This is a genomic window from Xenorhabdus sp. PB62.4 (assembly GCF_014467285.1).
GTDB lineage: Bacteria > Pseudomonadota > Gammaproteobacteria > Enterobacterales > Enterobacteriaceae > Xenorhabdus.
Map to the genome: position 1 here is coordinate 137,342 of NZ_NKHR01000004.1, position 25,761 is coordinate 163,102.

23 protein-coding genes are annotated in these 25,761 nt (G+C 43.7%); 5 read left to right on the forward strand and 18 right to left on the reverse strand.

The genetic code is table 11. From position 1 onward, the window contains the following. Window positions 1-78 precede the first annotated feature (78 nt). The 7 genes from dedD to pdxB all read right to left on the reverse strand — a co-directional run bounded on the left by dedD (window position 79) and on the right by pdxB (window position 7,015). Window positions 79-792, reverse strand: coding sequence for a cell division protein DedD (gene dedD / locus Xenpb_RS05345; RefSeq protein WP_187653405.1), 714 nt, complete (start codon window positions 790-792; stop codon window positions 79-81). Then, window positions 782-2,080, reverse strand: a complete 1,299-nt coding sequence (folC, locus tag Xenpb_RS05350; RefSeq protein WP_187653406.1) for a bifunctional tetrahydrofolate synthase/dihydrofolate synthase — start codon at window positions 2,078-2,080, stop codon at window positions 782-784. The genes dedD and folC overlap by 11 nt, the downstream gene beginning before the upstream one ends. Continuing rightward, window positions 2,073-3,023: an acetyl-CoA carboxylase, carboxyltransferase subunit beta gene (gene accD / locus Xenpb_RS05355; RefSeq protein WP_099113111.1), complete on the reverse strand. Its 951-nt coding sequence runs from the start codon at window positions 3,021-3,023 to the stop codon at window positions 2,073-2,075. Before accD ends, folC begins: the two co-directional genes overlap by 8 nt. Before the next feature lie 171 nt (window positions 3,024-3,194). Beyond that, on the reverse strand, window positions 3,195-3,884 hold the full coding sequence (locus tag Xenpb_RS05360) for a DedA family protein (RefSeq protein ID WP_187653407.1): 690 nt from the start codon (window positions 3,882-3,884) through the stop codon (window positions 3,195-3,197). Between the two features lie 71 nt (window positions 3,885-3,955). Then, entirely contained in the window at window positions 3,956-4,789 is an 834-nt protein-coding gene (truA, locus tag Xenpb_RS05365) for a tRNA pseudouridine(38-40) synthase TruA (protein WP_187653408.1), read from the reverse strand. Continuing rightward, the gene (locus Xenpb_RS05370; protein ID WP_187653409.1) at window positions 4,789-5,799 is read right to left on the reverse strand and encodes an aspartate-semialdehyde dehydrogenase; all 1,011 of its coding nucleotides are present in this window, start codon (window positions 5,797-5,799) and stop codon (window positions 4,789-4,791) included. The genes truA and Xenpb_RS05370 overlap by 1 nt, the downstream gene beginning before the upstream one ends. 76 nt (window positions 5,800-5,875) lie before the next feature. Further along, window positions 5,876-7,015 (reverse strand): 4-phosphoerythronate dehydrogenase PdxB, encoded by a 1,140-nt coding sequence (pdxB, locus tag Xenpb_RS05375; protein ID WP_187653410.1) that lies wholly within the window; start codon window positions 7,013-7,015, stop codon window positions 5,876-5,878. A 268-nt stretch (window positions 7,016-7,283) separates the two neighbouring features. Between pdxB and Xenpb_RS05380 the strand changes: the two genes are divergently transcribed. After that, a complete protein-coding gene (locus Xenpb_RS05380; RefSeq protein WP_187653411.1) occupies window positions 7,284-8,186 on the forward strand; it encodes a DMT family transporter in 903 nt (300 codons plus the stop codon). On the opposite strand, the gene Xenpb_RS05385 is transcribed toward Xenpb_RS05380, so the two are convergent. Both Xenpb_RS05385 and tctD read right to left on the reverse strand, forming a co-directional pair. Continuing rightward, complete coding sequence (locus tag Xenpb_RS05385) at window positions 8,136-9,569, reverse strand: sensor histidine kinase (RefSeq protein WP_187653412.1); 1,434 nt, start codon at window positions 9,567-9,569, stop codon at window positions 8,136-8,138. The genes Xenpb_RS05380 and Xenpb_RS05385 overlap by 51 nt on opposite strands. Beyond that, window positions 9,566-10,234 carry a transcriptional regulator TctD gene (gene tctD / locus Xenpb_RS05390; protein ID WP_187653413.1) on the reverse strand — a complete coding sequence of 223 codons (669 nt, stop codon included), beginning with the start codon at window positions 10,232-10,234 and terminating at the stop codon, window positions 9,566-9,568. Before tctD ends, Xenpb_RS05385 begins: the two co-directional genes overlap by 4 nt. Before the next feature lie 287 nt (window positions 10,235-10,521). Between tctD and Xenpb_RS05395 the strand changes: the two genes are divergently transcribed. The 3 genes from Xenpb_RS05395 to Xenpb_RS05405 are packed head-to-tail and all read left to right on the forward strand — an operon-like array spanning window position 10,522 to window position 13,484. Beyond that, entirely contained in the window at window positions 10,522-11,520 is a 999-nt protein-coding gene (locus tag Xenpb_RS05395) for a tripartite tricarboxylate transporter substrate binding protein (protein ID WP_187653517.1), read from the forward strand. A gap of 13 nt (window positions 11,521-11,533) precedes the next feature. After that, entirely contained in the window at window positions 11,534-11,965 is a 432-nt protein-coding gene (locus tag Xenpb_RS05400) for a tripartite tricarboxylate transporter TctB family protein (protein ID WP_187653414.1), read from the forward strand. A 10-nt stretch (window positions 11,966-11,975) separates the two neighbouring features. Next, window positions 11,976-13,484: a tripartite tricarboxylate transporter permease gene (locus tag Xenpb_RS05405; protein WP_187653415.1), complete on the forward strand. Its 1,509-nt coding sequence runs from the start codon at window positions 11,976-11,978 to the stop codon at window positions 13,482-13,484. 98 nt (window positions 13,485-13,582) lie between these two features. Here Xenpb_RS05405 and fabB read toward each other — a convergent pair whose 3' ends face one another. Beyond that, window positions 13,583-14,797, reverse strand: coding sequence for a beta-ketoacyl-ACP synthase I (fabB, locus tag Xenpb_RS05410; protein ID WP_187653416.1), 1,215 nt, complete (start codon window positions 14,795-14,797; stop codon window positions 13,583-13,585). 202 nt (window positions 14,798-14,999) lie between these two features. Between fabB and mnmC the strand changes: the two genes are divergently transcribed. After that, window positions 15,000-17,051: a bifunctional tRNA (5-methylaminomethyl-2-thiouridine)(34)-methyltransferase MnmD/FAD-dependent 5-carboxymethylaminomethyl-2-thiouridine(34) oxidoreductase MnmC gene (gene mnmC, locus Xenpb_RS05415; protein ID WP_187653417.1), complete on the forward strand. Its 2,052-nt coding sequence runs from the start codon at window positions 15,000-15,002 to the stop codon at window positions 17,049-17,051. Window positions 17,052-17,279: 228 nt separating this feature from the next. Here mnmC and Xenpb_RS05420 read toward each other — a convergent pair whose 3' ends face one another. The 8 genes from Xenpb_RS05420 to hutH form a co-directional block, all read right to left on the reverse strand. Beyond that, window positions 17,280-17,813 (reverse strand): hypothetical protein, encoded by a 534-nt coding sequence (locus Xenpb_RS05420; RefSeq protein WP_255523027.1) that lies wholly within the window; start codon window positions 17,811-17,813, stop codon window positions 17,280-17,282. A gap of 694 nt (window positions 17,814-18,507) precedes the next feature. Continuing rightward, window positions 18,508-18,783, reverse strand: a complete 276-nt coding sequence (locus Xenpb_RS05425) for a YfcL family protein (protein ID WP_187653418.1) — start codon at window positions 18,781-18,783, stop codon at window positions 18,508-18,510. Window positions 18,784-18,805: 22 nt separating this feature from the next. Then, window positions 18,806-19,357: an elongation factor P hydroxylase gene (locus Xenpb_RS05430; RefSeq protein WP_187653419.1), complete on the reverse strand. Its 552-nt coding sequence runs from the start codon at window positions 19,355-19,357 to the stop codon at window positions 18,806-18,808. A 22-nt stretch (window positions 19,358-19,379) separates the two neighbouring features. Further along, window positions 19,380-20,180, reverse strand: a complete 801-nt coding sequence (locus tag Xenpb_RS05435) for a sulfite exporter TauE/SafE family protein (RefSeq protein WP_187653420.1) — start codon at window positions 20,178-20,180, stop codon at window positions 19,380-19,382. A 79-nt stretch (window positions 20,181-20,259) separates the two neighbouring features. Beyond that, window positions 20,260-21,345 (reverse strand): chorismate synthase, encoded by a 1,086-nt coding sequence (aroC, locus tag Xenpb_RS05440; protein ID WP_187653421.1) that lies wholly within the window; start codon window positions 21,343-21,345, stop codon window positions 20,260-20,262. 261 nt (window positions 21,346-21,606) lie between these two features. After that, on the reverse strand, window positions 21,607-22,542 hold the full coding sequence (gene prmB / locus Xenpb_RS05445; protein WP_187653422.1) for a 50S ribosomal protein L3 N(5)-glutamine methyltransferase: 936 nt from the start codon (window positions 22,540-22,542) through the stop codon (window positions 21,607-21,609). A gap of 225 nt (window positions 22,543-22,767) precedes the next feature. Next, the gene (locus tag Xenpb_RS05450; protein WP_187653423.1) at window positions 22,768-24,132 is read right to left on the reverse strand and encodes an amino acid permease; all 1,365 of its coding nucleotides are present in this window, start codon (window positions 24,130-24,132) and stop codon (window positions 22,768-22,770) included. A gap of 92 nt (window positions 24,133-24,224) precedes the next feature. Next, entirely contained in the window at window positions 24,225-25,757 is a 1,533-nt protein-coding gene (gene hutH / locus Xenpb_RS05455; RefSeq protein ID WP_187653424.1) for a histidine ammonia-lyase, read from the reverse strand. Window positions 25,758-25,761 lie beyond the last annotated feature (4 nt).

A 25,761-nucleotide genomic window follows, 5' to 3' on the forward strand; every position in this document is an offset into this window, starting at 1 on the left:
AGTAGATTTATCACTCTACTGAAAATAATTTTTTATACCTTCACGGGACATTTTGATTCCCGTGAAGTGACTGTCCGTTTATGGCTTATAGTTTTTAATTTGCCCTTCTAACCCTGTTATTTCTCTCAGTTCGGACAAAATGGATTCCAATTTTTGTCGGGAAGCGTTAGGGCCGACATAAATCCGTGTCAATTGCCCCTGCACCGGAGAAGGAGGAATGGTGTATACCTGATGCCCCGAAAGACGCAGTTTAGCCACTATTTCGCCTACTTTATCGGCATTTTTCAATGCGCCAAGCTGAACAACATATGCGGCTGCTTGCGGAGCCTGTTCTGCTGGCTTCGATTTAGCTTCTGGCTTGTTTTCAGAACGAGTGTCAGGCTGAGTTTGTGGTTTAGTTTGTGGTTTAGTTTCCACTTTCGGTTGAGGAGGAGGTTCAGGTTTAACCACTGCCTTCGGCTCTTTTGTGGTAGCAGCAGGCGGCGCTGTTATCTGAGCTGGTTCAGAAGGCGATAGCTCAGGCAGTATTTCGGTTTCTGAATCTGATTGCTGCTGTGCTTGTGTCTGCATCGCTTCCGCCGCACCTTCCGGTGGTGTGGATGGCATGTTTTGCGTCAATGGCGGGATTGAGTCAATATCTTCTTCATCACCCGGTTTTGGCACTAATGGAATAGAAGCAAACTGGTCTTCGTTATATTTCTTATCGCCGTCAAAGATAATGGGCAGCACAACCACGCCCAATGCTACAAGAACAAGCGTTCCAACTAAGCGATTTTGAAATTTACTTGCCACGTTCCTTCCCCTCCTCAAGTGCCTCCATGACATGCGCCACGGTGTGGAAAGAACCACAAACTACAATGATATCCTGCTCTGACGCATCTTCCATTGCCTGCTGCCATGCCGGTTCAACTTCTGCAAATGCCCGGGCACAGGCAAGCTGCCCTGCCAATATTTCAGCCTCTGCACCCCGTAGTTCATGCAGTGATGCGCAATACCATTCATCAATTTGCCGGGAAAGGCAAGCCAGTGTGCCCGCAATATCTTTGTCTTTCAGCATGCCAATCACACCACGAATTTTGCTGTCTGGTGCGCGGGGCAGTTCTGCCAATTTCTGAACCAGATAACCCGCAGCATGAGGGTTATGTGCCACATCCAGAATAACCAGCGGATTTTCCCTGACGATTTGGAAACGTCCCGGTAATTGAGCTTTTCTCAATCCCGCATGGATTGACCGCTCATCAATTGCCCGGCTGATTTTATCGTCCTGCTGCAATAAACAGTGGATCACCCCCATCGCGGTCGCAGCATTTGCCAGTGGCAAATTGGGTAAGGGCAATTCACTGAACTGCTGCCCATCGGTTAGCCAAGCCCAGCTATTTGTATCCTGAGTGAAATTCCAGTCCACGCCTCGACAAAAGAGCTTAGCCCCTAATTCATCTGCAACTTCGGCAATCGCATGTGGTATATCGGGTTCGCCCACCACAGCAAAATGCCCGCGACGGAAAATTCCGGCTTTTTCACGACCAATGTGCTCGCGATCAGAACCCAACCAATCCGTATGATCCAATGCAATACTGGTGATTGCCGCAACATCTGCATCCACAATGTTGGTGGCATCCAGACGTCCACCCAGCCCAACTTCCAGAATCACAACATCAAGATCGGCTTCTTTAAAAAGCTGTAACGCTGCCAACGTACCATATTCAAAATAAGTTAATGAGATATCGCCACGCCGGGTTTCAATATCCGCAAATACACGGCAGAAGTCCTGTTCTGTCGCTTCCTTACCCTGAATACGTACCCTTTCGGTATAGCGTACTAAATGCGGGGAACTGTATACGCCAACCCTGAGGCCCGCGGCCAGAAAAATAGATTCAAGGGCATGGCAAGTAGTTCCCTTGCCATTCGTACCTGACACCGTGATCACTTTTGGCGCGGGCTTCAACAGGCCTAATTGACCGCCGAGTTTTCCCACGCGCTCAAGCCCCATATCAATGGCTTTAGTATGCAGGTTTTCCAAATAGGAAAGCCACGTCATCAATGGCGACGTGGCTTGAGGAGTTTGCAAAGTATCAGACATCTTCTTTATTAGTGTTGATGTTTATATCAGCTTCAACATCAGCAGATTGTTCCACAACAATTTCTTCTGCTGGCTTCGCTTTTGTGCCCGGGTGCGGTTGGTGAGTCAACATTGCAATCAGGCTGGCAATTTTCTCGCGCATCTCTGGGCGACGCACGATCATGTCAATTGCGCCTTTCTCCAGTAAGAATTCACTGCGCTGAAAACCTTCCGGCAGTTTTTCACGCACTGTCTGCTCTATGACACGAGGGCCGGCAAAACCAATCAAAGCTTTAGGTTCAGCGATATTGATATCACCCAACATCCCCATACTTGCGGTTACACCACCCATTGTCGGGTTAGTCAGCACACAGATATATGGCAGACCCCTGTCTTGCATTTTTGCCAGTGCAGCACTGGTTTTTGCCATCTGCATCAGTGACATCAGGGCTTCCTGCATACGTGCCCCGCCACTGGAAGCAAAACAGATGAACGGGCAATTATCTTCCAAAGCCTGCTCAACGGCACGAACAAAACGCGCACCGACGACAGAGCCCATTGAACCGCCCATGAAGTTAAATTCAAATGCACCTGCTACAACAGGCATCTCGTGCAACGCGCCTTTCATGACGATCAGTGCGTCTTTTTCCTGAGTCTGCTTTTGGGCTGCAACTAAACGATCTTTGTACTTTTTGGTATCGCGGAACTTCAGAATATCTTTAGGTTCCAACTCACTACCTAATTCCGTGCCGGTGCCTTCATCCAAAAATGAGGTCAGTCTCTGACGGGCTGAAATACGCATATGGTGGTCACATTTCGGACACACTTCGAGATTACGCTCTAATTCAGCACGATACAGTACCTGACTACAACTATCGCATTTTGTCCAAACTCCTTCAGGTATGTTTGCCTTGCGAGTTTGCATTATTTTGCTTTTATTTAGAATCTTTTCAATCCAGCTCATTAATGAACCTTTCCGTCTGAATTTAGCTTATACCTTCATCTTTCAAGCCACGGCTTTATTAGCAGTGACTTGAGATCTATCGGGTAGATGCCAGCTTTTGTTTTACGTGCCATTAAACCACAATGCTATTGCAGTGTGGATAAAAAACTGCTCAAACCTGTTAACGGTTATCTATTTACTCTCAGCCGCTTTTTTTGATGCAGCGCGGCGATGACGCCAAATTTCTATGACGCCCGGCAGAATAGAAATAAAGATAATTGCAACAATCAATAGTTTCAGGTTCTGCTGTACAATTGGCATATCGCCGAATAAATAACCTGCATACGTGAATAATAGCACCCAGATAAATGCACCGATGACATTATAAGCCGCAAAATGGCGATAAGACATTTTCCCCATTCCAGCAACAAACGGTGCAAACGTTCTAATAATTGGCACAAACCGAGCCAAAATTATTGCTTTTCCCCCGTGTTTTTCATAAAACTCATGAGTTTTATCTAAATAACTGCGACGGAAAATTTTTGAATTCGGATTGGTAAATAATTTTTCACCAAAAATTCGACCAATCGTATAGTTTATAGCATCACCAATAATCGCGGCCGTAATCATCAAGGCCACCATAATATGTACATTAAGATTATTCGAATCTAATGCCGAGATCGCACCCGCAACAAATAGCAGAGAATCTCCCGGTAAAAATGGCGTAACCACCAGCCCTGTTTCGCAAAATATAATCAGGAATAAGATGCCATACACCCAATCCCCATAGCTGGCGACCAACTCAGCTAAATGAGCATCAATGTGTAAAATAAAATCGACAATAAATTTCGCAAAATCAACAAAATGAGTTAAAAACTCCATAATATTCCTCGTCATGCACGAACATCCCTGTCGCTATTCGAAAATGTCAGATTAAATCGTTAGCCAGAAACTCAATCATTTCCCAGAAACAGTGGCCCCATAATTGGTTCAGGTAAACCAAAGTGTTCAGGGTAATCCACAGCAACCAGATATAGCCCTTCTGCCTTGGCTGTTGCCGCCGCTTTGGTTCTGTCTTTCAGTGCTAATAGTTCAGCCATCCAGCCGATGTCCTGATTACCACAGCCAATTTCCAGTAAGCTACCAACGATATTGCGCACCATGTGATGAACAAAAGCATTCGCCTTGATATCCACAACAATATAATGTCCATACCGGCTGACGTTAATATGTATCATATTGCGCCACGGTGAATTGGACTGGCACTGCACCGCCCTGAAAGACGTAAAGTCATTCTCTCCCAATAGGCTCTGTGCCGCTTCATGCATTTTTTTCTCATCCAATGGATAGTGAAAATGCGTGACGCCCTGTGCCAAAACTGCCGGACGATAGCGATGATTAAAAATCACATAGCGGTAACGGCGAGCGGTTGCACTGAAACGGGCATGAAATTCATCATCTACCATTTTGACCCAACGAACGGCAATATCCGGCGGTAAATGGGTATTTACCCCCATTGTCCATGCTGCCTCTTTACGTTGCGCCGAAGTTTCAAAGTGCACTACCTGCCCGGTTGCGTGTACTCCCGCATCCGTTCTGCCAGCACAAAAAACTGAAATAGGCTCATTCGCGACTTTCGACAGGGCTTTTTCCAAACACGCCTGTACGCTTTTCACTTCTTGCTGGCGCTGCCAACCATAATATCGGCTGCCGTCATATTCAATCCCCAGTGCAATTTTCACTTTCTTTGCTTCTGGCACAGACTGAGCCAGCTCTGTATCAGACATCAGTAAAATTGCTCCTGCATCAGTTTCTCTGCAATTTCAACCGCCATCAATGCGCCGCCAAAACGGATATTATCGGCAACCGACCAAAATTGCAGCATTTCTGGCATACCATAGTCATTGCGCAGGCAACCTATGCTCAAACCATCATGACCAGAAGCATCAGTCACCTGAGTCGGGTAATCACCCTCTTCTGAGACCTGAATTTCCTCAAGACGTTCAAATTCGCCACGTGCTTCTTCTGTTCCAACCGGGCGCAATGTTTCCAAATTTACCATCTGCGCAATACCATAGAACACGGAAGACTGTACACAACTTACAGAAACCGGCAGACCTTCATCCTGCAATATTCTGCGAATTTGGTCGACAATACGGCGCTCTTCACGCACAGTGCCTTCAACATCAGGTAATAAAGGCAGCAAGTTAAAAGCCAATTGTTTGCCGAAACGGCCTTCATCCGGTGGAATGCCATTTAATAAACGAGCACTCTGACCAGCCAGTTCATCAATGGCTGCTTTACCGTGCACAGAAACCGGCAATATATTGGTGAAATGTAAACGGGCGATGCCAGCCGCGTCGATCAATGGTTTGATGGCTGTCAATACCTGACTTGTTGAGCTATCAGCCACAGCGATGATGTTACGGTTACGGTACTCCGCCAATACATGTGGATTAACGCCAGGAACAACCAAAGGTATATCCGGCTCTGCCGCAAACAGGCCGCTGCTGTCAATCACCAGACAGCCAGATTCTGTTGCTTTTTCAATATGCTGCGCTGTTGCTTCCATTGTCGCGGCAAAAAACGCAAGCTGTACTTGTGACCAATCAAATTCTGCCGCATCACGAACGGTGATGTTTTTACCATTAAAACGCTGGATCTTTCCGACACTTTGTTCACTGGCAAGAAGATGCAGTTCACCAACCGGAAATTGGCGTTCCTGTAATAACGCCAATATCGCCTCACCTACTGCGCCCGTTGCACCCAAGAGCGCAATATTCCAACCTTCAGACATGTTGGTTTTCTCCACTTCTTTCATTTTGCTGACAGGCAGGAACCCCTGCCTGTATTAAATCACTTGAGCATTAAACTCAGTTTTGTGTTAACCCCAGTTTTGCGTTAAACCCAATCCGGGATAGTAATCGAACGCTTTTTTCTGAATCACAATACACTGTCAAGGAAGACCATTCCCGACGTTCTGGATAATGCTTGCGCAACTGGTCAAAAGCCCCCTCTTGACCTGCAACCTGACGTAAAGGTGCATCATCACGGCGCACATCATACACTAAATGTATCAAGCACTTCAGGATGCTTTGTGTTACTTCACCTTGTAGGGTGATCTGGCTGAAATCAGGTGTGGGTAACAGCTCAGACAATTCCGTTTTGTGTGGCTGTCCCAGAAATTCACAATAGGCTTCAAAAACCTGCGTTGTGCCCCGTGCTTTACCCTCCAGGGTATAGCCCGCAATATGGGGAGTACCAATATCAACCAATTCCAGTAAAGGCAGTGAAAGGTTAGGCTCTGGCTCCCAAACATCAAGCACTACACGTAATTTTTTTCCACTTTGCAGCACAGAAAGTAAGGCCTGATTATCAACCACCTCACCCCGGCTGGCGTTAATCAAAATTCGGTTATCTGGTAATGCAGAAAGTAATTTTTCATCTGCCAAATGATAGGTTTGATATGGGCCAGACTGATTAAGGGGCGTATGAAAAGTCAGAATGTCCGCTTCTTTCACTAATTTTTCTAAAGGCCAAAATTCACCTTCATCACCCCGATCAGCGCGTGGAGGATCGCACAGTAATGTTTTCACGCCCAAAGCCGCCAGCCGATCAGCCAGACGCCCGCCGACATTACCAACGCCGATAATTCCAACCGTTTTATCTTTGAGTTGAAACTGATCTTGTTCAGCCAATAACATCAGTGCAGAAAATACATACTCAACAACCGCAATTGCATTACAGCCGGGGGCAGCGGAAAAACTAATTCCTGCCTGCGCCAGCCATTGCTGATCAACATGATCCATACCCGCAGTGGCAGTACCCACAAATTTTATTGAGCTGCCTTGCAACAAGGATTCATTAACTTTAGTGACAGAACGCACCATAAAGGCATCCGCATGTTCCAAAACTCCTTCAGGTACTGGGCGTCCCGGAATTGCCTGTACTTCCCCCAATTGCTGAAAGAGCTGTTCAGCATAAGGCATATTTTCATCAACCAAAATTTTCACTTTTCTCATCCAACGGCTTTAAATGGGCGGGATCTGCTATTCTGCCATTTTATCTGCATAAAACCTATATGCCCTTCATCTTTCAAGTCAGCCTTTCTTAAAACGCTCTGGCGTCGTACCAGAAAATTGCTGAAACATGGCAATAACTAAGAGAGATAGAGATATTTTGTCTTAATTGCCACATCGGTTGACTGATTATCAATATATACAATAAATTGGTCACTGCTAAACTAATCAGACTATAAACTTACATAACACATTTAGCTCAATGAAGAATTTATTGTTTCCCCTCGTGGCTGTATTGATCTGGTCAATCAATGCCGTTGTCAGTAAAGCTGCCGCTACCGTAATTGAGCCTGCTGCAATTGCTTTTTATCGCTGGTTCATTGCCTTCCTGACGTTAACTCCTTTCGTCTTATTGCCAATCCTGAAACAACGGAAACTCGTTGCCCAGTATTGGTGGAAACTATTGGTTTTAGGCTCTCTGGGCATGGTGCTTAACCAAAGTCTGGCATACTATGCTGCCCATACGGTCAGTGCGACAATGATTGGTATTTTTACTTCATTGATTCCATTATTGACCGTTATTATCAGTATATTTGCCTTGCGAGTTGCCCCTACTGTCGGCATTACCCTTGGCACAGTTTTATCTTTGTTCGGCTTGGTGTGGCTTGTCAGCAAAGGAAATCCTGCCTCCCTACTGCAACATGGGCTGGGTATCGGAGAAGTCATGATGTTTATTGCTGCCGCTTCTTACGCCTTATATGGTGTTTTAACAAAACGCTGGGCAATCCCTTTACCCAACTGGCAATCACTCTATGTACAAATCGGGTTTGGCGTTTTACTGCTTCTGCCTAGCTTCATGATGACAGAAAATGTTCAGTTAACAGCCGATAATATCTCTCTTGTCTTATTTGCCGGCATCCCTGCATCAATTATTGCCCCCTATATGTGGATACAGGGCGTAATTCGCATTGGCGCAAATATGACTTCTATTTTTATGAATCTGGCTCCTGTATTTACGGCCCTTATTGCTATCGTGGTGCTTCATGAAGAGATGCACAGTTATCACCTAATTGGAGGAGGCATTGTGCTCGGCGGTGTGATACTCGCACAGCAATTACGCACTCCGCTCACTCGCAGAAAGCCGGAATACAACCCGAACCAATAATCCTCCCAATATTTCACTGGGTAAAAGCTGGAGAGTAGCACCGTGATACAGGCTGATTTCTTTGACGATAGTCAGCCCCAACCCTGCTCCCTCCAGCCCCGCAGAGTTTCCCAAACGGTTAAATGCCATGAGAGAGTGACTAATATCATCCTGCGCAATACCCGGCCCTGAATCGTCAATTTCAAGGCAACAGTATTTTTTGTCCGGTGTTATTTTCACACGTCCCGTTACCACACCCATTTGCGGAGTATATTTGATGGCATTGTCCAGCAAATTGGCACACATTTCTGCTAACAAGACGGGTTCGCCTTTGATCCAAAAAGCATCTTCCCCCTCATAACCCAAATCAATGTATTTGCTTTCTGCTTGCTGCAAACGGGAAAAGCAGGCTTGTTGCAACAGTTCTACGATATTAACTGGCTGATAGTTTTGTATTGCTTCCTTTTCATGCACTTTCAACTGTGATAATTGCAATAGGCGATCGGTCAGCAAAATCATATTGTCCAAACTGTTGTCAATCGCTGCCAGTATTGTTTCTCTCTGATCTGAGTTTTGATCACTACAAGCCACCGCCACCTGTGTTTTCAATACAGCTAAAGGCGTTCTAAGCTGATGGGAGGCATCCGCGCTGAATCGTTCTTGACGTCCAACCATTAATTTCAGCCGTTCGATATATCGGTTGAATGCCTGAAGCAATGGAGAAAGCTCAGACCACGGTAAAATATTCGGTAGTGGCGTGAGGTTATTAGCTGAGCGTCTGATCATAATGCCTGACAGTTTTCGTAGCGGCTTAAGCAATTGCTTTAACAGGATATAAGCCAGCAGCAACGTTAATAATACAACCGTCCCCTGACTCACTAACGAATAAAACAGTAATTGCTGCGTCATGTATTGGCGGGAAATCACCGTTTCAGCCACTAATATCAACGCCATCCCCATTATACCGCCCTCATTGACGGGTTGGTACAATGCCACGACGCGTATAGGCTGCCCCCGGTATTCTGCATCATAAAAATACGCCAGCGCCGTGTACAATGGCGAGCGTTGAACATGTTGAGGTATGAGAGGCAGGTTATCGGCTCCTGAAATGTTTTTTCCCTCAGGAGAGATAACTTGATAATAAAGACGATCATTTGTATTACGCTCAAAACTATCCAAGACAACATAAGGAACATCGACCACCAAATGCTTATCCCGGACAGTCAGGCGTTCAGCAACCGTTCTTGCTGATGCCAGCAACGTTCGATCATAAGCCAGCGTTGCAGCATTTTTCACGCTGACATACTGGCTATAGACAGAGGCACAACCCAATAGCAGTAGCGGTACGCCAAAGAACAGCAGCAACTGATGGAATAACGATCGGGGTATTTTGATAAATTTCATGAATTCTGTAATTCCAAGCGATATCCCAATCCACGTAACGTTCCTATTCCTACATCGCTGTCGAGTAATTTTTTCCGTAACCGGTGCACATACAATTCGATGCTTTGTGGATTCGCCTCATCCGACAGAGAAAATACCTGCTCAAATAACTGCTGCTTAGAAACAGGGCGGCCTCGACGGTGAAATAGTGTTGTTAAAACAGATAATTCTCTGGGAGTCAGGGCTAACGGTACATTGCCTAGCAAAAAATAACCTTCGTCTTCATAAACCAATGAGCCAAACATTTGTGCTTCTTGTGGCATAGCTGTACTACGGCGCAGGAGCGCCCGAATACGGGCTTCCAGCTCCTGAAAATCAAAAGGCTTAGTTAAATAATCATCAGCACCAGAATTCAACCCCTTTACCCGATCCGCAACATCTGTTTTGGCGGTCAATAGCAATACGGGTAAGTTCTGACCACGCTTACGCAGCCGGGATAACAAAGAAATTCCGTCTAATCTGGGCAAGGCAACATCCAAAATCAGTAAGGCATAATTTTCGGTCTGTAAAAGCTGATCTGCCATAACACCATCTTCTGCCAGATCGACCACAAACCCAGAATTGCTCAATGCCTTCTGTAGCCAATGTGATAAGTCAGGATGATCTTCAACCAATAAAAGACGCATGAGTAATACCCGCAGTTAAAAATAAACCAGAGGAATAAAGCGGGGATACTACATAGGAGATACTTCCTAATTGCAATACTAATATTCAGCAATTGTACATGGGTTAACAAAAAACATAATTTAATACACCTAGTTAACATTTTTATGTAAAACACTACGCAAATTAATCGATTAAGGTCACATCCAGTCAATTTTTATTGTTAATGAAAGGTAATTGAAAGGTTTCACTCCTATAAATAAGTGCCGGAAATTTGTCATCCATATCCTTTACTGGCGCTATGTGAGGAATCAAAATGAAAACATTCAAAACCTTATTAACTGCTGCAAGTCTACTTCTCTGTACCAGTGCTTTTGCAACTTCTGATCCCAATAGAACCGATGCTCCCAATAGAACTGAATGTATCGCGCCAGCCAAGCCTGGTGGAGGCTTTGATTTAACCTGCAAACTCATTCAGGTTTCATTATTGGATACCAAAATCATCAACTCTCCGATGCGGGTCACATTCATGCCCGGTGGTGTCGGTGCTGTTGCCTACAATGCCATCATTGCCCAGCGGCCTGCCGAACCCGGCACTGTTGTCGCTTTTTCTGGCGGTTCCCTGTTGAATCTTGCTCAAGGAAAGTTCGGTCGCTACAACGTGAATGATGTGCGCTGGCTGGCGAGTGTCGGTACAGACTACGGTATGATTGCTGTTCGTCAGGATTCTCCTTATAAAACTTTGTCAGATTTGTTGGAGGCTTTCAAAAAAGCGCCCGACAGGATTGTGTTTGGTGCAGGTGCCTCTATCGGTAGTCAGGACTGGATGAAAACAGCATTATTGGCGAAAGAAGTCGGTATTGATCCCCGCAAAATGCGCTATGTCGCATTTGAAGGTGGTGGCGAACCTATCACAGCCCTTTTAGGCAATCATATTCAAGTTGTTTCCGGCGATCTGAGTGAAACGTTACCTTATCTCAATGGGGATAAAATCCGCATACTGGCTATCTATGCAGATAAACGCCTGGATGGTGAGTTGGCAAATATTCCAACGGCAAAAGAACAGGGATATGACCTCGTATGGCCAGTTATTCGTGGTTTTTATATGGGGCCCAAAGTCTCTGATGCGCAATATGAATGGTGGGTAGATACCTTTAAGACGTTACAGCAAACTGCGGAGTTCAAAAAACAACGCGAATTACGCGGGTTATTTGAATTGAATATGACAGGCAAAGAACTGGATGATTATGTGAAAAAACAGGTTATTCAGTACCACGAAATGGCCAAATCCTTTGGTTTAGCAAAATAACAGGGGTAGCATCATGAGCGATCGTATCTTTGCTGCTGTATGGCTGGTGCTATGTGGGATAGGGCTGGTCATTGGCTGGGGGATCCATAGCGAATACAGTTATGAACCCTTGGGGCCTCGCCCATTTCCAATAGCTATCATTTCATTAATGGCATTTTGTGCATTACTGTTGCTATTTAAAAAACCTGACTCCATACAATGGCCGACAATACAAGTATTGCGTCGCTTAGTTTTGTTGATTGTTTCACTAATCATTTATGCTTGGTCGTTTGAGTGGTTGGGGTTTCCTCTGGCAACAACATTATTGACCATCAGCGTGGCATTGTTATTTAACGCTACACTTCCGGCAGCGATCATATCTGGCATATTTCTTGGTATTTCGCTCTTTTTTGCCTTTGATCGCCTGTTAGATGTCACATTGCCAGTCGGCAGTTGGCTCAACTAAGGAGATAACGATGGATACTTGGGTATATCTGAGCCAGGGATTCGAAGTTGCATTAGTCCCCCAGAATTTAGTCATTGCATTAATTGGTTGTTTTATTGGTACTGTTGTTGGATTACTACCCGGTCTTGGCCCTATTAATGGGGTTGCGATCTTACTGCCACTCGCTTTTGCATTAAAATTACCTGCTGAATCAGCCCTGATTTTATTGGCAACTGTCTACATTGGTTGTGAATACGGGGGCCGTATCTCTTCAATCCTGCTCAATGTACCGGGTGATGCTGCCGCCATCATGACAGCCCTTGATGGCCATCCGATGGCAAAACAAGGGCGAGCCGGTATTGCGCTTTCTATCTCTGCTATCAGTTCATTTTGCGGTTCGCTTTTAGCTATCATTGGTATCATCTTGTTTGCCCCTCTTCTGGCGCAGTGGTCTTTAGCATTTGGGCCTGCTGAGTATTTTGCACTGATGGTTTTTGCCATTGCCTGTCTCGGCAGTATGATGAGCCAAAACCCGGTAAAATCATTATTGGCCGCCTTGATCGGCCTGGGTTTGGCAACCGTTGGCGTGGATTCTAATACAGGCGTTTATCGTTTCACTTTTGATAGCGTACATCTTTCTGACGGTATTCAATTTATTGTTGTCGTTATTGGTTTGTTTTCAGTCAGTGAAATTTTGTTGATGCTGGAAAGCACTTCTGCGGGACAAAAAGTGATAAGTAAAACAGGCCGCCTACTGTTCAATAGAAAAGAAGCAGCGGTTTGTGTAGGGCCAACCTTACGCTCCTCTGTGATTGGTTTTTTCGTGGGTATATTACCCGGAGCTGGGGCAACAATCGCTAGTGCAATCACCTACATGACAGAAAAACGGATTAGTGGCAACAGTGATTCGTTTGGCAAAGGAGATATTCGAGGTGTCGCAGCGCCAGAAGCCGCTAATAATGCTTCAGCATGTGGTTCATTCATCCCGATGCTCACTCTCGGTGTACCGGGATCAGGCACAACAGCAGTAATGATAGGCGCTTTGACGCTTTATAACATCACTCCCGGCCCTGCTATGTTCACAGAACAGCCTGATATTGTTTGGGGACTTATTGCCGCTTTACTAATCGCTAACGTTTTGTTACTGATTATGAATATCCCGATGATTGGGATATTTACCCGTATGCTAAGTATTCCGCTGTGGTTTCTGGTTCCATCAATAGCAATTATTTCCGCAGTTGGGGTATATGCTGTTCACAGTACTACATTCGATCTTATATTGATGGTTGGGCTAGGTGTTTTCGGTTACATTCTCCGAAAAATGAATTTCCCAATGTCGCCACTGATTTTAGGATTCGTATTAGGGGAAATGCTGGAGCAAAATTTACGCCGGGCGTTATCAATCAGTAATGGGGATTTTGAAATACTGTGGAGCAGCACAATTGCTCAGGTTCTTCTGATCTTGGCGATATTAGTGATTATTATTCCACTTGCTTTACGAACCATTAAGAAACGCCGTAATAAAATCACGGCATCATAATTAAAATAGCCAATCCACATAGTTATACACTTAGTTAATGCACATAGTTAATGGATTGGCTTTCATTTTAACTGATAATTTTTTCAGTATTAAAAAAATCAGTCTGAATACTTGCGCATCACCAGGGAAGCATTTGTACCGCCGAACCCGAAGCTATTGGACATGACTGTTCTTAGCTCGCGTTCGGTAGGTTCAGTGATAATATTCATGCCCAATGCTTTTTCGTCTAAGTCTTCAATATTGATGCTTGGTGCAATAATGCCATGCTCCAACATCAACAAACTGTAGATCGCTTCGTGAGCACCAGCAGCGCCTAAAGAATGCCCAGTCATCGCCTTAGTGGCAGAAATGGCAGGTGTGTTATCACCAAAAACTTCTCTGATAGCTTCTAGTTCTTTCAAGTCACCAACCGGCGTCGAAGTTCCATGGGTATTGATGTAATCCACCTCTCCTTCAATACCGTTCAATGCCATCTTCATACAGCGCACAGCACCTTCTCCTGAAGGTGCAACCATATCCGCACCATCTGAGTTCGCACCATAACCCACAATTTCAGCGTAAATATGTGCGCCACGGGCTAACGCATGCTCTAATTCTTCAACAACAACAATACCGCCACCGCCTGCAATTACAAAACCATCACGGTTCTGATCATAAGTACGGGAAGCCTGTTCTGGTGTTTCATTATACTTGGTAGACAGCGCGCCCATCGCATCGAATTCACATGCCATTTCCCAACTTAATTCTTCACCACCTCCAGCAAAAATAACATCTTGTTTGCCAAGTTGGATTAATTCAACAGCATGACCGATACAATGTGCAGAAGTTGAGCAGGCAGAACTGATGGAGTAGTTAACGCCTTTGATTTTAAAAGGCGTTGCTAAGCAAGCTGACACACCGGAAGCCATTGCACGCGTAACCATATATGGCCCAACGCCACGCAATCCACGGGCGCGCATCCCATCTGAACCAGCAACCTGGTTATACGGCGAACCGCCTCCTGAACCCACAACCAGCCCCGTGCGAAGATTAGAGACTTGTTCATCGGATAAGCCAGAATCTTTAATCGCCTCATCCATTGCCAGATAAGCATAAATAGATGCGTCACTCATAAAACGTTGAGTTTTGCGGTCAATCAAACCAGATGTATCCAGTTTTACATTGCCCCAAACATGGCTGCGCATTCCTATCTCTTTAAATTCCTCGGAGAAAGTTATCCCGGAACGGCCCTCTTTCAGAGACTCCAGCACCTCTTTCTGGTTATTACCAATACTGGAAACAATACCCAGACCAGTGATTACTGCACGTTTCATTACTTACCTCATCAATATGTTTACCCGCGGGATTTTTTCACCCGCACTTTAGCGTACACTTGTACGCCGAACAAGTCCGATCAGGTTAAAATATGTGAAAAAATTGATCTGGACTAAACCCCGCAGCTCACCCATGGGTGGTGCAACCAAATGAAGACCGTTAAAATCCCTATATTATTTTTATCAACATACGGGCATTATTGTGAAAAACAGTGCTATCAACAGCGCAACCCTAAGTTGGAATGAACAGGGTACACCTGTTTCTGAGCAGTTTGATGATGTTTATTTTTCAAATCAAGATGGCTTAGAAGAAACTTTATATGTATTCTTAAAAGGTAATAATTTTCCTGATCGTTTCAATACACACCCCCGCTCAAATTGCGTCATTGCGGAAACTGGATTTGGTACTGGATTGAATTTTCTTACTTTTTGGCGATCGTTTTCTCTTTTCAGACAGCAAAATCCTGAAGCTTCTTTAAAGCGACTTCATTACATTAGTTTTGAAAAATACCCATTAAAGCCAGCAGATCTAAAAACTGCACACCAACGTTGGCCAGAACTTCAGGCCTTTTCTGATCAATTATGTCAGCAATGGCCCTTAGCGCTTGCAGGTTGCCATAGGTTAATTTTGGATAATGGCGCAATTACATTGGATCTTTGGTTTGGGGATGTAAATGATCTTTTACCTAAAATAAATTCGAATCTGATTGGAAAAGTTGATGCCTGGTTTTTAGATGGTTTTGCGCCGTCTAAAAACCCACAAATGTGGAGCGAACAGTTGTTCGCTGCAATGGCAAAATTTTGCCGCCCCGGAGGCACGTTTGCAACTTTTACATCTGCCGGAACAGTTCGCAGAGGATTGCAGAGTGCAGGTTTTACTGTCACAAAGGTTAAAGGATTTGGACGCAAAAGAGAGATGCTGACAGGCGCTTTATCCCCATCAGAAAACCCTTCTCTTACTTTATCCCACATGCCATGGTTTTCTCGCCAAGCCGCCACCCATCCCGATGATATAGCTATTATCGGTGGCGGTATCGCAAGTGCATTAACTGCCCTCGCTTTATTGCGCCGTGGAGCGAAAGTCACACTATATTGCCAAGACGAACAACCAGCACAGAACGCATCCGGTAACCAGCAGGGAGCCCTTTATCCCTTACTAACTGGCAATGACGATCCACTAGAGCGTTTCTTCACATCAGCATTTACTTTTGCCCGACGTCAGTATGATCAATTGATTGATGACAACGTGCCATTTGACCACCAATGGTGTGGTGTCAGTCAATTAGCTTATGATGAAAAGAGCAACAATAAAATTAACAAAATGCTGCAAACCGAATGGCCAGAAGCCATTGCGGTTGAGATGGATCGCCAACAATTAAGTCATGTCAGTGGATTGGACGTTAATTATCATGGCATTCACTACCCACAAGGAGGCTGGTTATACCCTGCACAATTAACCCAGGAAGTCATAAAACTTGCTGAGCAACGTGGTATGCGGGTTAATTTTAATCATAAAGTGACACAGCTCATTCAAAATGAGAACAGTTGGCAATTGCAGATTGAATATGAGGAAAGCCTACAATACAAAAATCATAACGCCGTTATCATTGCCAATGGTCACTGTCTGCCGCAGTTCGAACAAACGAAAAAACTGCCAGTCACTGCTGTTCGCGGTCAAGTGAGCCATATCCCAACCACAAACAGTCTCAGGCAACTGAAAAGTGTACTGTGTTACGATGGTTATATGACTCCCGCTAATCCCAATAATCAATATCACTGTATTGGTGCCAGTTACCAACGCCAACAATTAGATACACAGTACTCTTCTATTGAACAGCAAGAAAACCGTGATCGTTTATTGAAATGTTTTCCTGATGTTGATTGGGTACAGGAAGTTGATATCTCAGAAGAAAAGTCCCGCCAAGGCATACGATGTGTTATTCGGGATCATATGCCAATGGTCGGAAACGTTCCTGTTTTAAGTGGCATCATGGAGAAATATGCAAATTTACCTCATCAGATACAGTCTGATGAAATTATTGAAGAATCGCCTTGTTACCCTAATCTATTTGTTATTGGTGCGCTAGGTTCCCGTGGATTATGTTCTGCCCCTTTGAGTGCTGAATTATTAGCTAGTCAAATTTTTGGAGAAGCCTTACCTCTAGATGATGAAACATTAGCAGCTTTACATCCTAATCGCTTTTGGGTGAGAAAGTTGTTACGGGGCAAATCTGTTAAGACAGAAAGATCTTAAGGGTATTTACTCATCTATATCAGATACCCTGCATAAAAAACAGGGTGTCTGGTGAAACACCAATATTTCCATTCTTAAAAACCAGCACAATGCTCAGGTGTAGAGATCAACCGTTTCATTGTACAGCGTTGTTCTTCAGCAAACCCGTAGTCAATTTCACTTTGTAACATTTGACGTAGTGATTCAGTAAGCAGCTTCAAATGTAAAATTTTTTATTTTAGTGAGTATTTAAAACATAAACTTCATTGCAGCAAGAATTATGCCAGAAAGACCAAACATCATTGTTACCATCCATTTGGTTTGCGCAACTATTTTATCTGATACGCTTACATGAATAGATGAAATCTCTTTCCTCATGGAAGAAATATCCTCTTTAATGTAAAGAATATCTTTTTTCATAAAATCAATATCCTGTTTCATAAAACCAATGTCTTGTTTCATGAAAGACATATCCTCACGTATAGATATCATTTCATTTGTCATATCATTACGTACAGTAGCTATTTCTTTATGAACCAATGAACTCACGGCTTCAATATCCGATTTTGTTGCATAATTTGATTTTATGACAGCAACATCTGTTTTTATTTGTGCAGTATCCGATTCCAGATTTTCAACTCTTTTTTCCAATGTTGTACTCATTGCCTTTTTCCAACCAAATTTTAAGGAGTTATAACTTATCGATTCGGGTAACAAAAGTATTTTGTTATTTGCGGAAAAATATCCATATTCATTTTGAACAGAACTAATTTTCTGTTTCATACCGCCATCTCCTGATATATCCTTTTCCAGTTTCCATTTTTTAAGAAAAATCAATCTCTTTTCTAAGATGAAATGTTATCTATTCTTTTTTTATAATTGTTCCTCTAACCTATCAAACTCTTAGCGATCTATTAAGGTTTCATGCCGCTAATTACTGTTATTCTTTTTTCCGTTCTGGAAGACAGTTCTTATGGCACATTGGGCTAATTGCGTATTCACATCGATATTTTGTTTATTAATTCAAGTTACTTAATTAGGTAAGAAAACACTCTATTTTCTACCCTGTTTTATCACTACTCTAACACTCCTATTTATTTTAATCATCAGTCGTTCCACTAACAACTTGATTGTTTTAAATAAAAATCAACATTTCCATTCATCTCCCTTAAAACATACTATGTTTTTATATTATTTTAATGTCATATGGAAAATTATTCTAAAACAATAAAAAATAGCGCATTATTTTTCTATTTCATATTTATTCTATTACATCCAATATATTAAAGCCAAAGTAACTGTACTCTATATTCACTATAAAAAGATCAATAAAAATTGGATTTTCGCTATTTATTCTAATTATTGAGAAGTACCACAAATTTTTTTGTAATCGTGGAGGGTTAATTACCTCTAACCATCAGAAAAAATAAAGGGCTACATAAATAGCCCCCATTAGAATTATTTCTGTGTCAATAAATTAAACTTGCGCACTATCCAGCAGTTTCTGCCAAGTTGCCAAGACCAAAACTTGATCTGGCGGGGCCAGTTCTCCCGCTTTAATCGCTTTATGGACACTTTCTTCCACACGCTGATGAAGCTGTTCAACGGTATTTGCCCCTTCTTGCTCTAATTCAGCAACCGCCAACGTTAAATGCCCACGGAGGTATCCACCAGCAAATAATTCGTCATCACTGGCATGTTCAACCATGTCATCAATTTGCGCCAGAATGCGTGTTTCAAACTCTGCGAGCATTATCTTTTCCTCAAGATCAATTTCAATTAGCAAAAGGATTTTCCGGATAAGGAAAATGTTCTGCTTTTAGTGGAGGCGTATTGTAAAACGATTGCAGACCTTGAATAAAGCTTGCTGCTCGTATGGGTATTCCATTTTCAAGGTATTGCATAACTTGCGCATGCACTTTTCGCTGAAAAGCAAAGCGATCAGGTTCAAAATCCCCTTCGAGATTGTCACAACTAATATTAAAGGGGAAACCCGCCGCAACGCAAAATAACCATTCCAACGACTGCGGTTTGATTTCCACTTTTTCAAATTCTCCCTGTGTTTGAGCATCACGCCCATCAGGGCAATACCAATAACCAAAATCGACCAGTTTGCGACGTTCTTCACCCGCAATACACCAATGTGAAATTTCATGTAATCCACTGGCATAAAAACCATGGGCAAATACAATCCGGTTATAGCTCACTTCATCATCTGCCGGCAGATAAATCGGTTCATCATCACCTTTTATCAAGCGGGTGTTATAGTCATCGCTAAAGCAATTATTAAAAATTTCAATCAGTTGTTGATAATGATGTGCAGTCATGTATTAATGCAATACCCTAAAATCAAAAATAAAATGCCAACCAAGAGCGGATAGTATCTCCATGATGATCATAGAGAAGTTTGATGCTCATCAAAAAAGATATGGTTACTAACATTGGGCGGATCAGTTTTTGCCCTTTACTCAGCACTAAACCAGCGCCTAACCGGGCACCTATCATTTGCCCTATCAGCATCACACAACCCACCAACCATAAAACCTGACCGCCAATAATAAAGAAGCCTAAAGCACCAATGTTAGAAGCAAAGTTCAGCACCTTGGCATGGGCTGTCGCTTTCGCCAAATTGTATCCACAAAGCATGACATAACATAGTGCGAAAAAAGATCCCGCTCCCGGCCCAAACACACCGTCATAAAAACCTATTCCACACCCTGCGAGGCAACCAAATGCAACCGGGCCAAGGCGATGTTGCCGATCTTCTGCTCCAATATTGGGTACCAATAAAAAGTAAAGACCAATGAGTATCACAAATATTGGCAACAAATAACGCAGAAAATCCGGTGACATGAATTGAACCAGCAAAGCACCCAACATGGCTCCAATCATTGTCATGAAGATAGCAAAACGCTGGGAACGCCAATCCACGGCTTTACGACGAATAAAGTAAAGGCTGGCAGAGAACGAACTACCTACAGCCTGAAGTTTACTCGTCGCCAATGTTTGGACAGGGGAAACACCTACTGATAATAAAGCGGGAATGGTTAATAACCCTCCCCCACCGGCAATGGAATCAATAAATCCTGCAACTATCGCAACCAAAAAGAGAAAACCGTAAATCTCAAGACTCAATGATGACCATTCCATTCTTCATTTCACCAGAAAACTGCTTGCCAATTATTACGATATCTTTCGGTATCAATCGAAGTACGTATCAGTATCCTCACTACCAACGTGGAAGCGGGGGTATCACATCAGCACATTGCGCTCGCTGGCGCAGCAAATGATCCATCAGCACTATCGCCATCATGGCTTCTGTGATAGGGACAGCACGGATACCCACACAAGGATCATGGCGGCCACGGGTCACCATATCCACTTCTTCTCCCTGACGGTTGATTGTTTTGCCTGGCACCATAATGCTGGATGTCGGTTTCAGGGCAATATGAGCGATAATCGGTTGGCTGCTGCTAATTCCACCCAAAATGCCGCCGGCATGATTACTGCTGAATCCCTGCATTGTGATTTCATCGCGGTTTTCACTGCCACGTAAATTAACAACACCAAAACCGTCACCAATTTCAACGCCTTTCACCGCATTAATACTCATCAAAGCATGAGCAATATCCGCGTCCAGACGATCAAAAACCGGTTCTCCCAATCCCGCAGGAACATTTTCAGCTACTACCGTGACTTTCGCACCAATAGAGTCGCCTTCTTTTTTCAGTGTTCGCAGTAATTCATCAAGTTGAGTCAATTTACTCTCATCAGGGCAGAAAAAAGGGTTCTGTTCAACCAGTGCCCAATCTTTCAATTCGCAATGAATATCGCCCATCTGAGTCAGGCAGGCACGAATAAGAATGCCATGTTTTTCAAGCAGGTATTTTTTGGCGATCGCCCCTGCCGCAACGCGCATTGCGGTTTCACGAGCTGAGGAGCGCCCACCGCCACGATAATCACGCAGCCCATATTTCTGTTCGTAGGTATAATCAGCATGTCCCGGACGGAAAACATCTTTAATCGCACTGTAATCTTGTGAGCGCTGATCGGTATTTTCGATTATCAGGCCAATGCTGGTTCCTGTCGTTACTCCGTTAAAAACCCCCGAAAGAATGCGAACCTGATCAGGCTCCCGACGCTGTGTTGTATAACGGGAAGTTCCGGGACGACGTCTGTCTAAGTCGCCTTGTAAATCAGCTTCTGTGATAGCAATGCCCGGAGGAACACCATCCACAATACATCCCAATGCGATTCCGTGAGATTCGCCAAACGTGGTAACACGAAAGAACTGCCCAATACTATTGCCTGCCATTCCTACCCTGCCATCATTATTTATGAGTTAAAAATGAGATTAAATAACAATAACTCACCCAATGATCAAAGCCTAACTTATTTCATCAATTTTATTTTCCTTTATACCTTCCATTTTGCAAGTTAGCGGTGTTTATCCATTTCGGCCATACAATTAATTGTATGGCCGAAAATTGATTCTTTGCCGTTGTGCTACAACTTGAAATCTATCGGGTATCGTTTAATAGAAAATCTGTTTTAGCCATTGGATAACTGAAAAATATCAGTCTTTGAATTGCTGGAAATATTCGTGATGCTCAACAAGCTGCTGGCGAGTCAGCACGAAAACACCATCACCATAATCATGTTCGAATGTCAGCCATTTGAATGGTACTTCAGGGTATTGCTCAATCAGGTGTACCATACTGTTACCTACTTCACATACCAGTATTCCATCTTCTGAAAGGAAATCCGGGGCAGTTGCCAGAATACGACGAACCAAATCCAACCCGTCAATACCTGCAGCCATGGCTAATTCAGGTTCATGAGCGTATTCCTGAGGAAAATCACTCATATCTTCTTCATCGACATAAGGAGGATTAGTGACAATGATGTCGTATTTCACCGATGGTATATCATGAAATAGATCTGAACGAATCGGGATTACGCGGTGAGAAAGCTTATGATTCTCTATATTTATTTCTGCAACTTCCAAAGCATCAGGAGAAATATCAACAGCATCAACTTCAGCTTCTGGAAAGGCATGGGCACAGGCAATTGCAATACAACCACTTCCTGTACAAAGATCCAAAATTGTTGATGGCTGACGTGAAATAAGCCCTTCAAAGTGGTTTTCAATCACATCTCTAATCAGTGAACGTGGAATCAAAACTCGCTCATCGACATAAAACTCATGACCACAGAACCAAGCTCGATTTATCAAATAAGCAACAGGAACACGTTCATTAATACGACGCAAGACAAGTTCCACGATGCGTTGACGCTCTGTTGATGTCAGGCGTGAAGCCATCATTGAATCAGGGACATCCATAGGCAAACGCAATGAAGGAAGAACTAATTGCAAAGCCTCGTCCCACGGATTACATGTAGTATGTCCACAATAGATATTCGATTCGCTAAAACGGCTGGTAGACCAACGCAACATATCTAAAATGGTACGCAGCTCTGCAACAGCCTCATCGACTAAAATCTTATCCAAAAAACACCTCCAAACAACAAAAAAGATATATCAACTCGTTAGTTTGCCATGATCCAGAACACAAATCAGCTTTCTTAGCACAGAGTTATCTTAAGATGAAATTGTATTCACAAAACATCGTATTAAGAAAAAGAGTTTTCCAGGGAAGCTAACGCGACTACGAATAAAATGTATTTGGAAAGGCAAAAACATACCACCCTATATACATAGGGTGGTATGGGAGGGTTAGCTATGACTTGGTTTTTTCACCCATAAATAATAGCTAATAGTCAGTAATACTATCCATACTATCCCTACGTATAATGCAATCCGGGTATTTGGAAAATAGCCCAAGACAGCAATGACAAACGCCATAAATGCTATCGTCAGAAGTGGAGCTATAGGCCAGAAAGGAACAGGAAATTTAAGCTGTTTTGCTTCTTGTGCGGGCATTTTACGACGCATCATGTATTGTGACAGCAGGATCATCAACCATACCCAGACAGTGGCAAATGTGGCGATTGAAGCAATGATTCCGAAAACTTTTCCCGGCAGATAGTAATTCAAAACAACACCAAGTAATAAAACACCTGACATGACCAATACGGTTATCCACGGTACGCCGTTTTTAGTTAATTGTGTAAAAGCAGCCGGTGCCTGTTTCTCTTGCGCCATGCCATACATCATCCGACCAGCACCAAAGATATCGCTGTTGATCGCTGAAATTGCAGCAGTAATCACAACAATATTCAAAATATTCGCTGCTGAATTAATACCCAGACTGGAGAATATCTGCACAAACGGACTGCCGTTTTGCCCCACTTGATTCCACGGGTAAATGCACATCAAAACAAACAGGGTAAGAACATAGAACAGCAAGATGCGGAACGGAACGGCATTGATTGCACGCGGGATAGATTTCTCCGGATTTTTTGCTTCACTGGCGGTGATGCCGATGACTTCAATACCGCCAAATGCAAACATAACGACCGTAAACGAAGCTATTACACCCGCAATGCCATTTGGCATGAATCCGCCATGTTCCCATAAATTTGACAGGCCAGTGATATGCCCGGCTTCTTGACCGAAACCATACATCATAATGGCAAAACCACCGACAATCATGGCAATAATCGCAGCGACTTTGATGATGGAAAGCCAAAATTCCATTTCACCAAACACTTTGACATTACATAAATTTATTGCCCCAATGAAGAAGACAATGCTGAGTACCCAAATCCACTGATCAACATGGGGAAACCAGAGTTTCATATAGATGCCAAATGCCGTGACATCAGCGAGACAAACAACCAGCATTTCGAAAACGTAAGTCCATCCGGTTAGAAAACCTGCTAATGGCCCTAAGTAGTGAGTCGCATAATAAGAGAAAGAGCCTGGTTCAGAGCGATGAACCGCCATTTCTCCCAACGCCCGCATGACCATGAAAACTGCGGCACCGCCAATGGTATAGGCAAGCAATACCGCCGGCCCTGCGGCTTTAATGGCTTCTGCCGAGCCATAGAAAAGCCCCGTGCCAATTGCCGATCCCAGTGCCATAAATCGGATGTGGCGAACACTTAACCCTCGCTTGAGTTGTGAAATGTTTTGCATGATTTATCCTTGTGTCTTTTATTATTAGATTGGAAAAGATAAATACTACGATAAGGCCGGGTTTATCCGGCCTAAAAACGATGTGTTTGTGATTAATTTTCTAAGATCTTGCCAGCAGGCAACAATGCAGAAAGTCGCTGCTCAATCAACAGTTGAATGGCTGCATCAATATCTGGCGCGAAAAAGCGGTCTTTATCATAATGTGCGACTTTATCACGCAAAATATGGCGGGCTTTTTCCAGTATTGTGCTGCTCTTCAATCCATGACGAAAATCCATGCCCTGACAAGCAGTCAACCATTCAATTGCTAAAATTCCACGCACGTTACCTGCCATTTCCCATAAGCGACGACCAGCGGCTGGTGCCATTGATACATGGTCTTCCTGATTGGCAGAAGTTGGCAGGCTATCAACACTGGAAGGATGTGCCAGCGCTTTGTTTTCACTCGCCAACGCCGCCGCAGTGACTTGCGCAATCATAAAACCGGAGTTCACGCCGCTGTTCTCAACTAAGAATGGTGGCAACTGAGACATATTGCTGTCCATCAGCAAAGCAATACGGCGTTCTGATAAGGAACCCATTTCTGCCAAAGCAATAGCCAGATTATCCGATGCCATAGCGACAGGTTCCGCATGGAAGTTACCACCCGAAATCACTTCATCTTCTTCAGTAAATACCAACGGGTTATCAGAAACTGCATTAGCTTCAACCATAATGACATCGGCAGCATGACGGAGCTGAGTTAAGCAAGCCCCCATCACTTGTGGCTGACAACGCAATGAATAAGGATCCTGAACTTTAGAACAGTTCTCGTGGGATTCAGAGATACCACTTTGCTCTTCCAAAACCAGACGATAAAGGGTTGCCACATCAATTTGGCCTTTCTGACCACGCGCTTCATGAATACGCGCATCAAATGGTTTACGGGAGCCAAGGGCCGCTTCAACAGACAGCGCACCACAAATAACAGCCGAAGCCAGTAAATCCTCTGCTGCAAAAAGACCTTTCAGGGCAAAAGCGGTTGAAGTTTGTGTTCCATTAAGCAGCGCCAATCCTTCTTTTGCGACTAAGTTAATTGGCTTGAGTCCTGCTTTTTCCAGCGCGACTTTGGCAGGCAACCATTCACCGCGATAACGGGCCTTACCTTCGCCCAACAATAGCAAGCTCATATGTGCCAATGGCGCTAAATCTCCTGATGCCCCGACTGAGCCTTTACTTGGAATACAAGGATAAACTTCAGCATTAACCAATGTAATCAAGCTCTGAATAACGTCCAGACGAATTCCAGAATAACCACGGGCAAGGCTGTTGATTTTCAGCACCATAATCAAGCGGACAATTTCATCCGGCAAAGGCTCGCCTACTCCCGCTGCATGTGACAGTACGATAGAACGCTGTAACTCTTCCAAATCTTGTTCTGCAATGCGAGTGTGCGCCAGCAAACCAAACCCCGTGTTTATACCATAAGCGGTTCTGTTTTCACTGATAATGCGATTCACACAAGCAACGCTGTTTTCAATGGCAGGGAAACATTGTTCATCCAAACTGATGTGAACAGGATGCTGATAAACATGGCGTAATTCTTCAAGCGTCATTTTTCCTGGATGAATAGTAATATTTTTCATATCA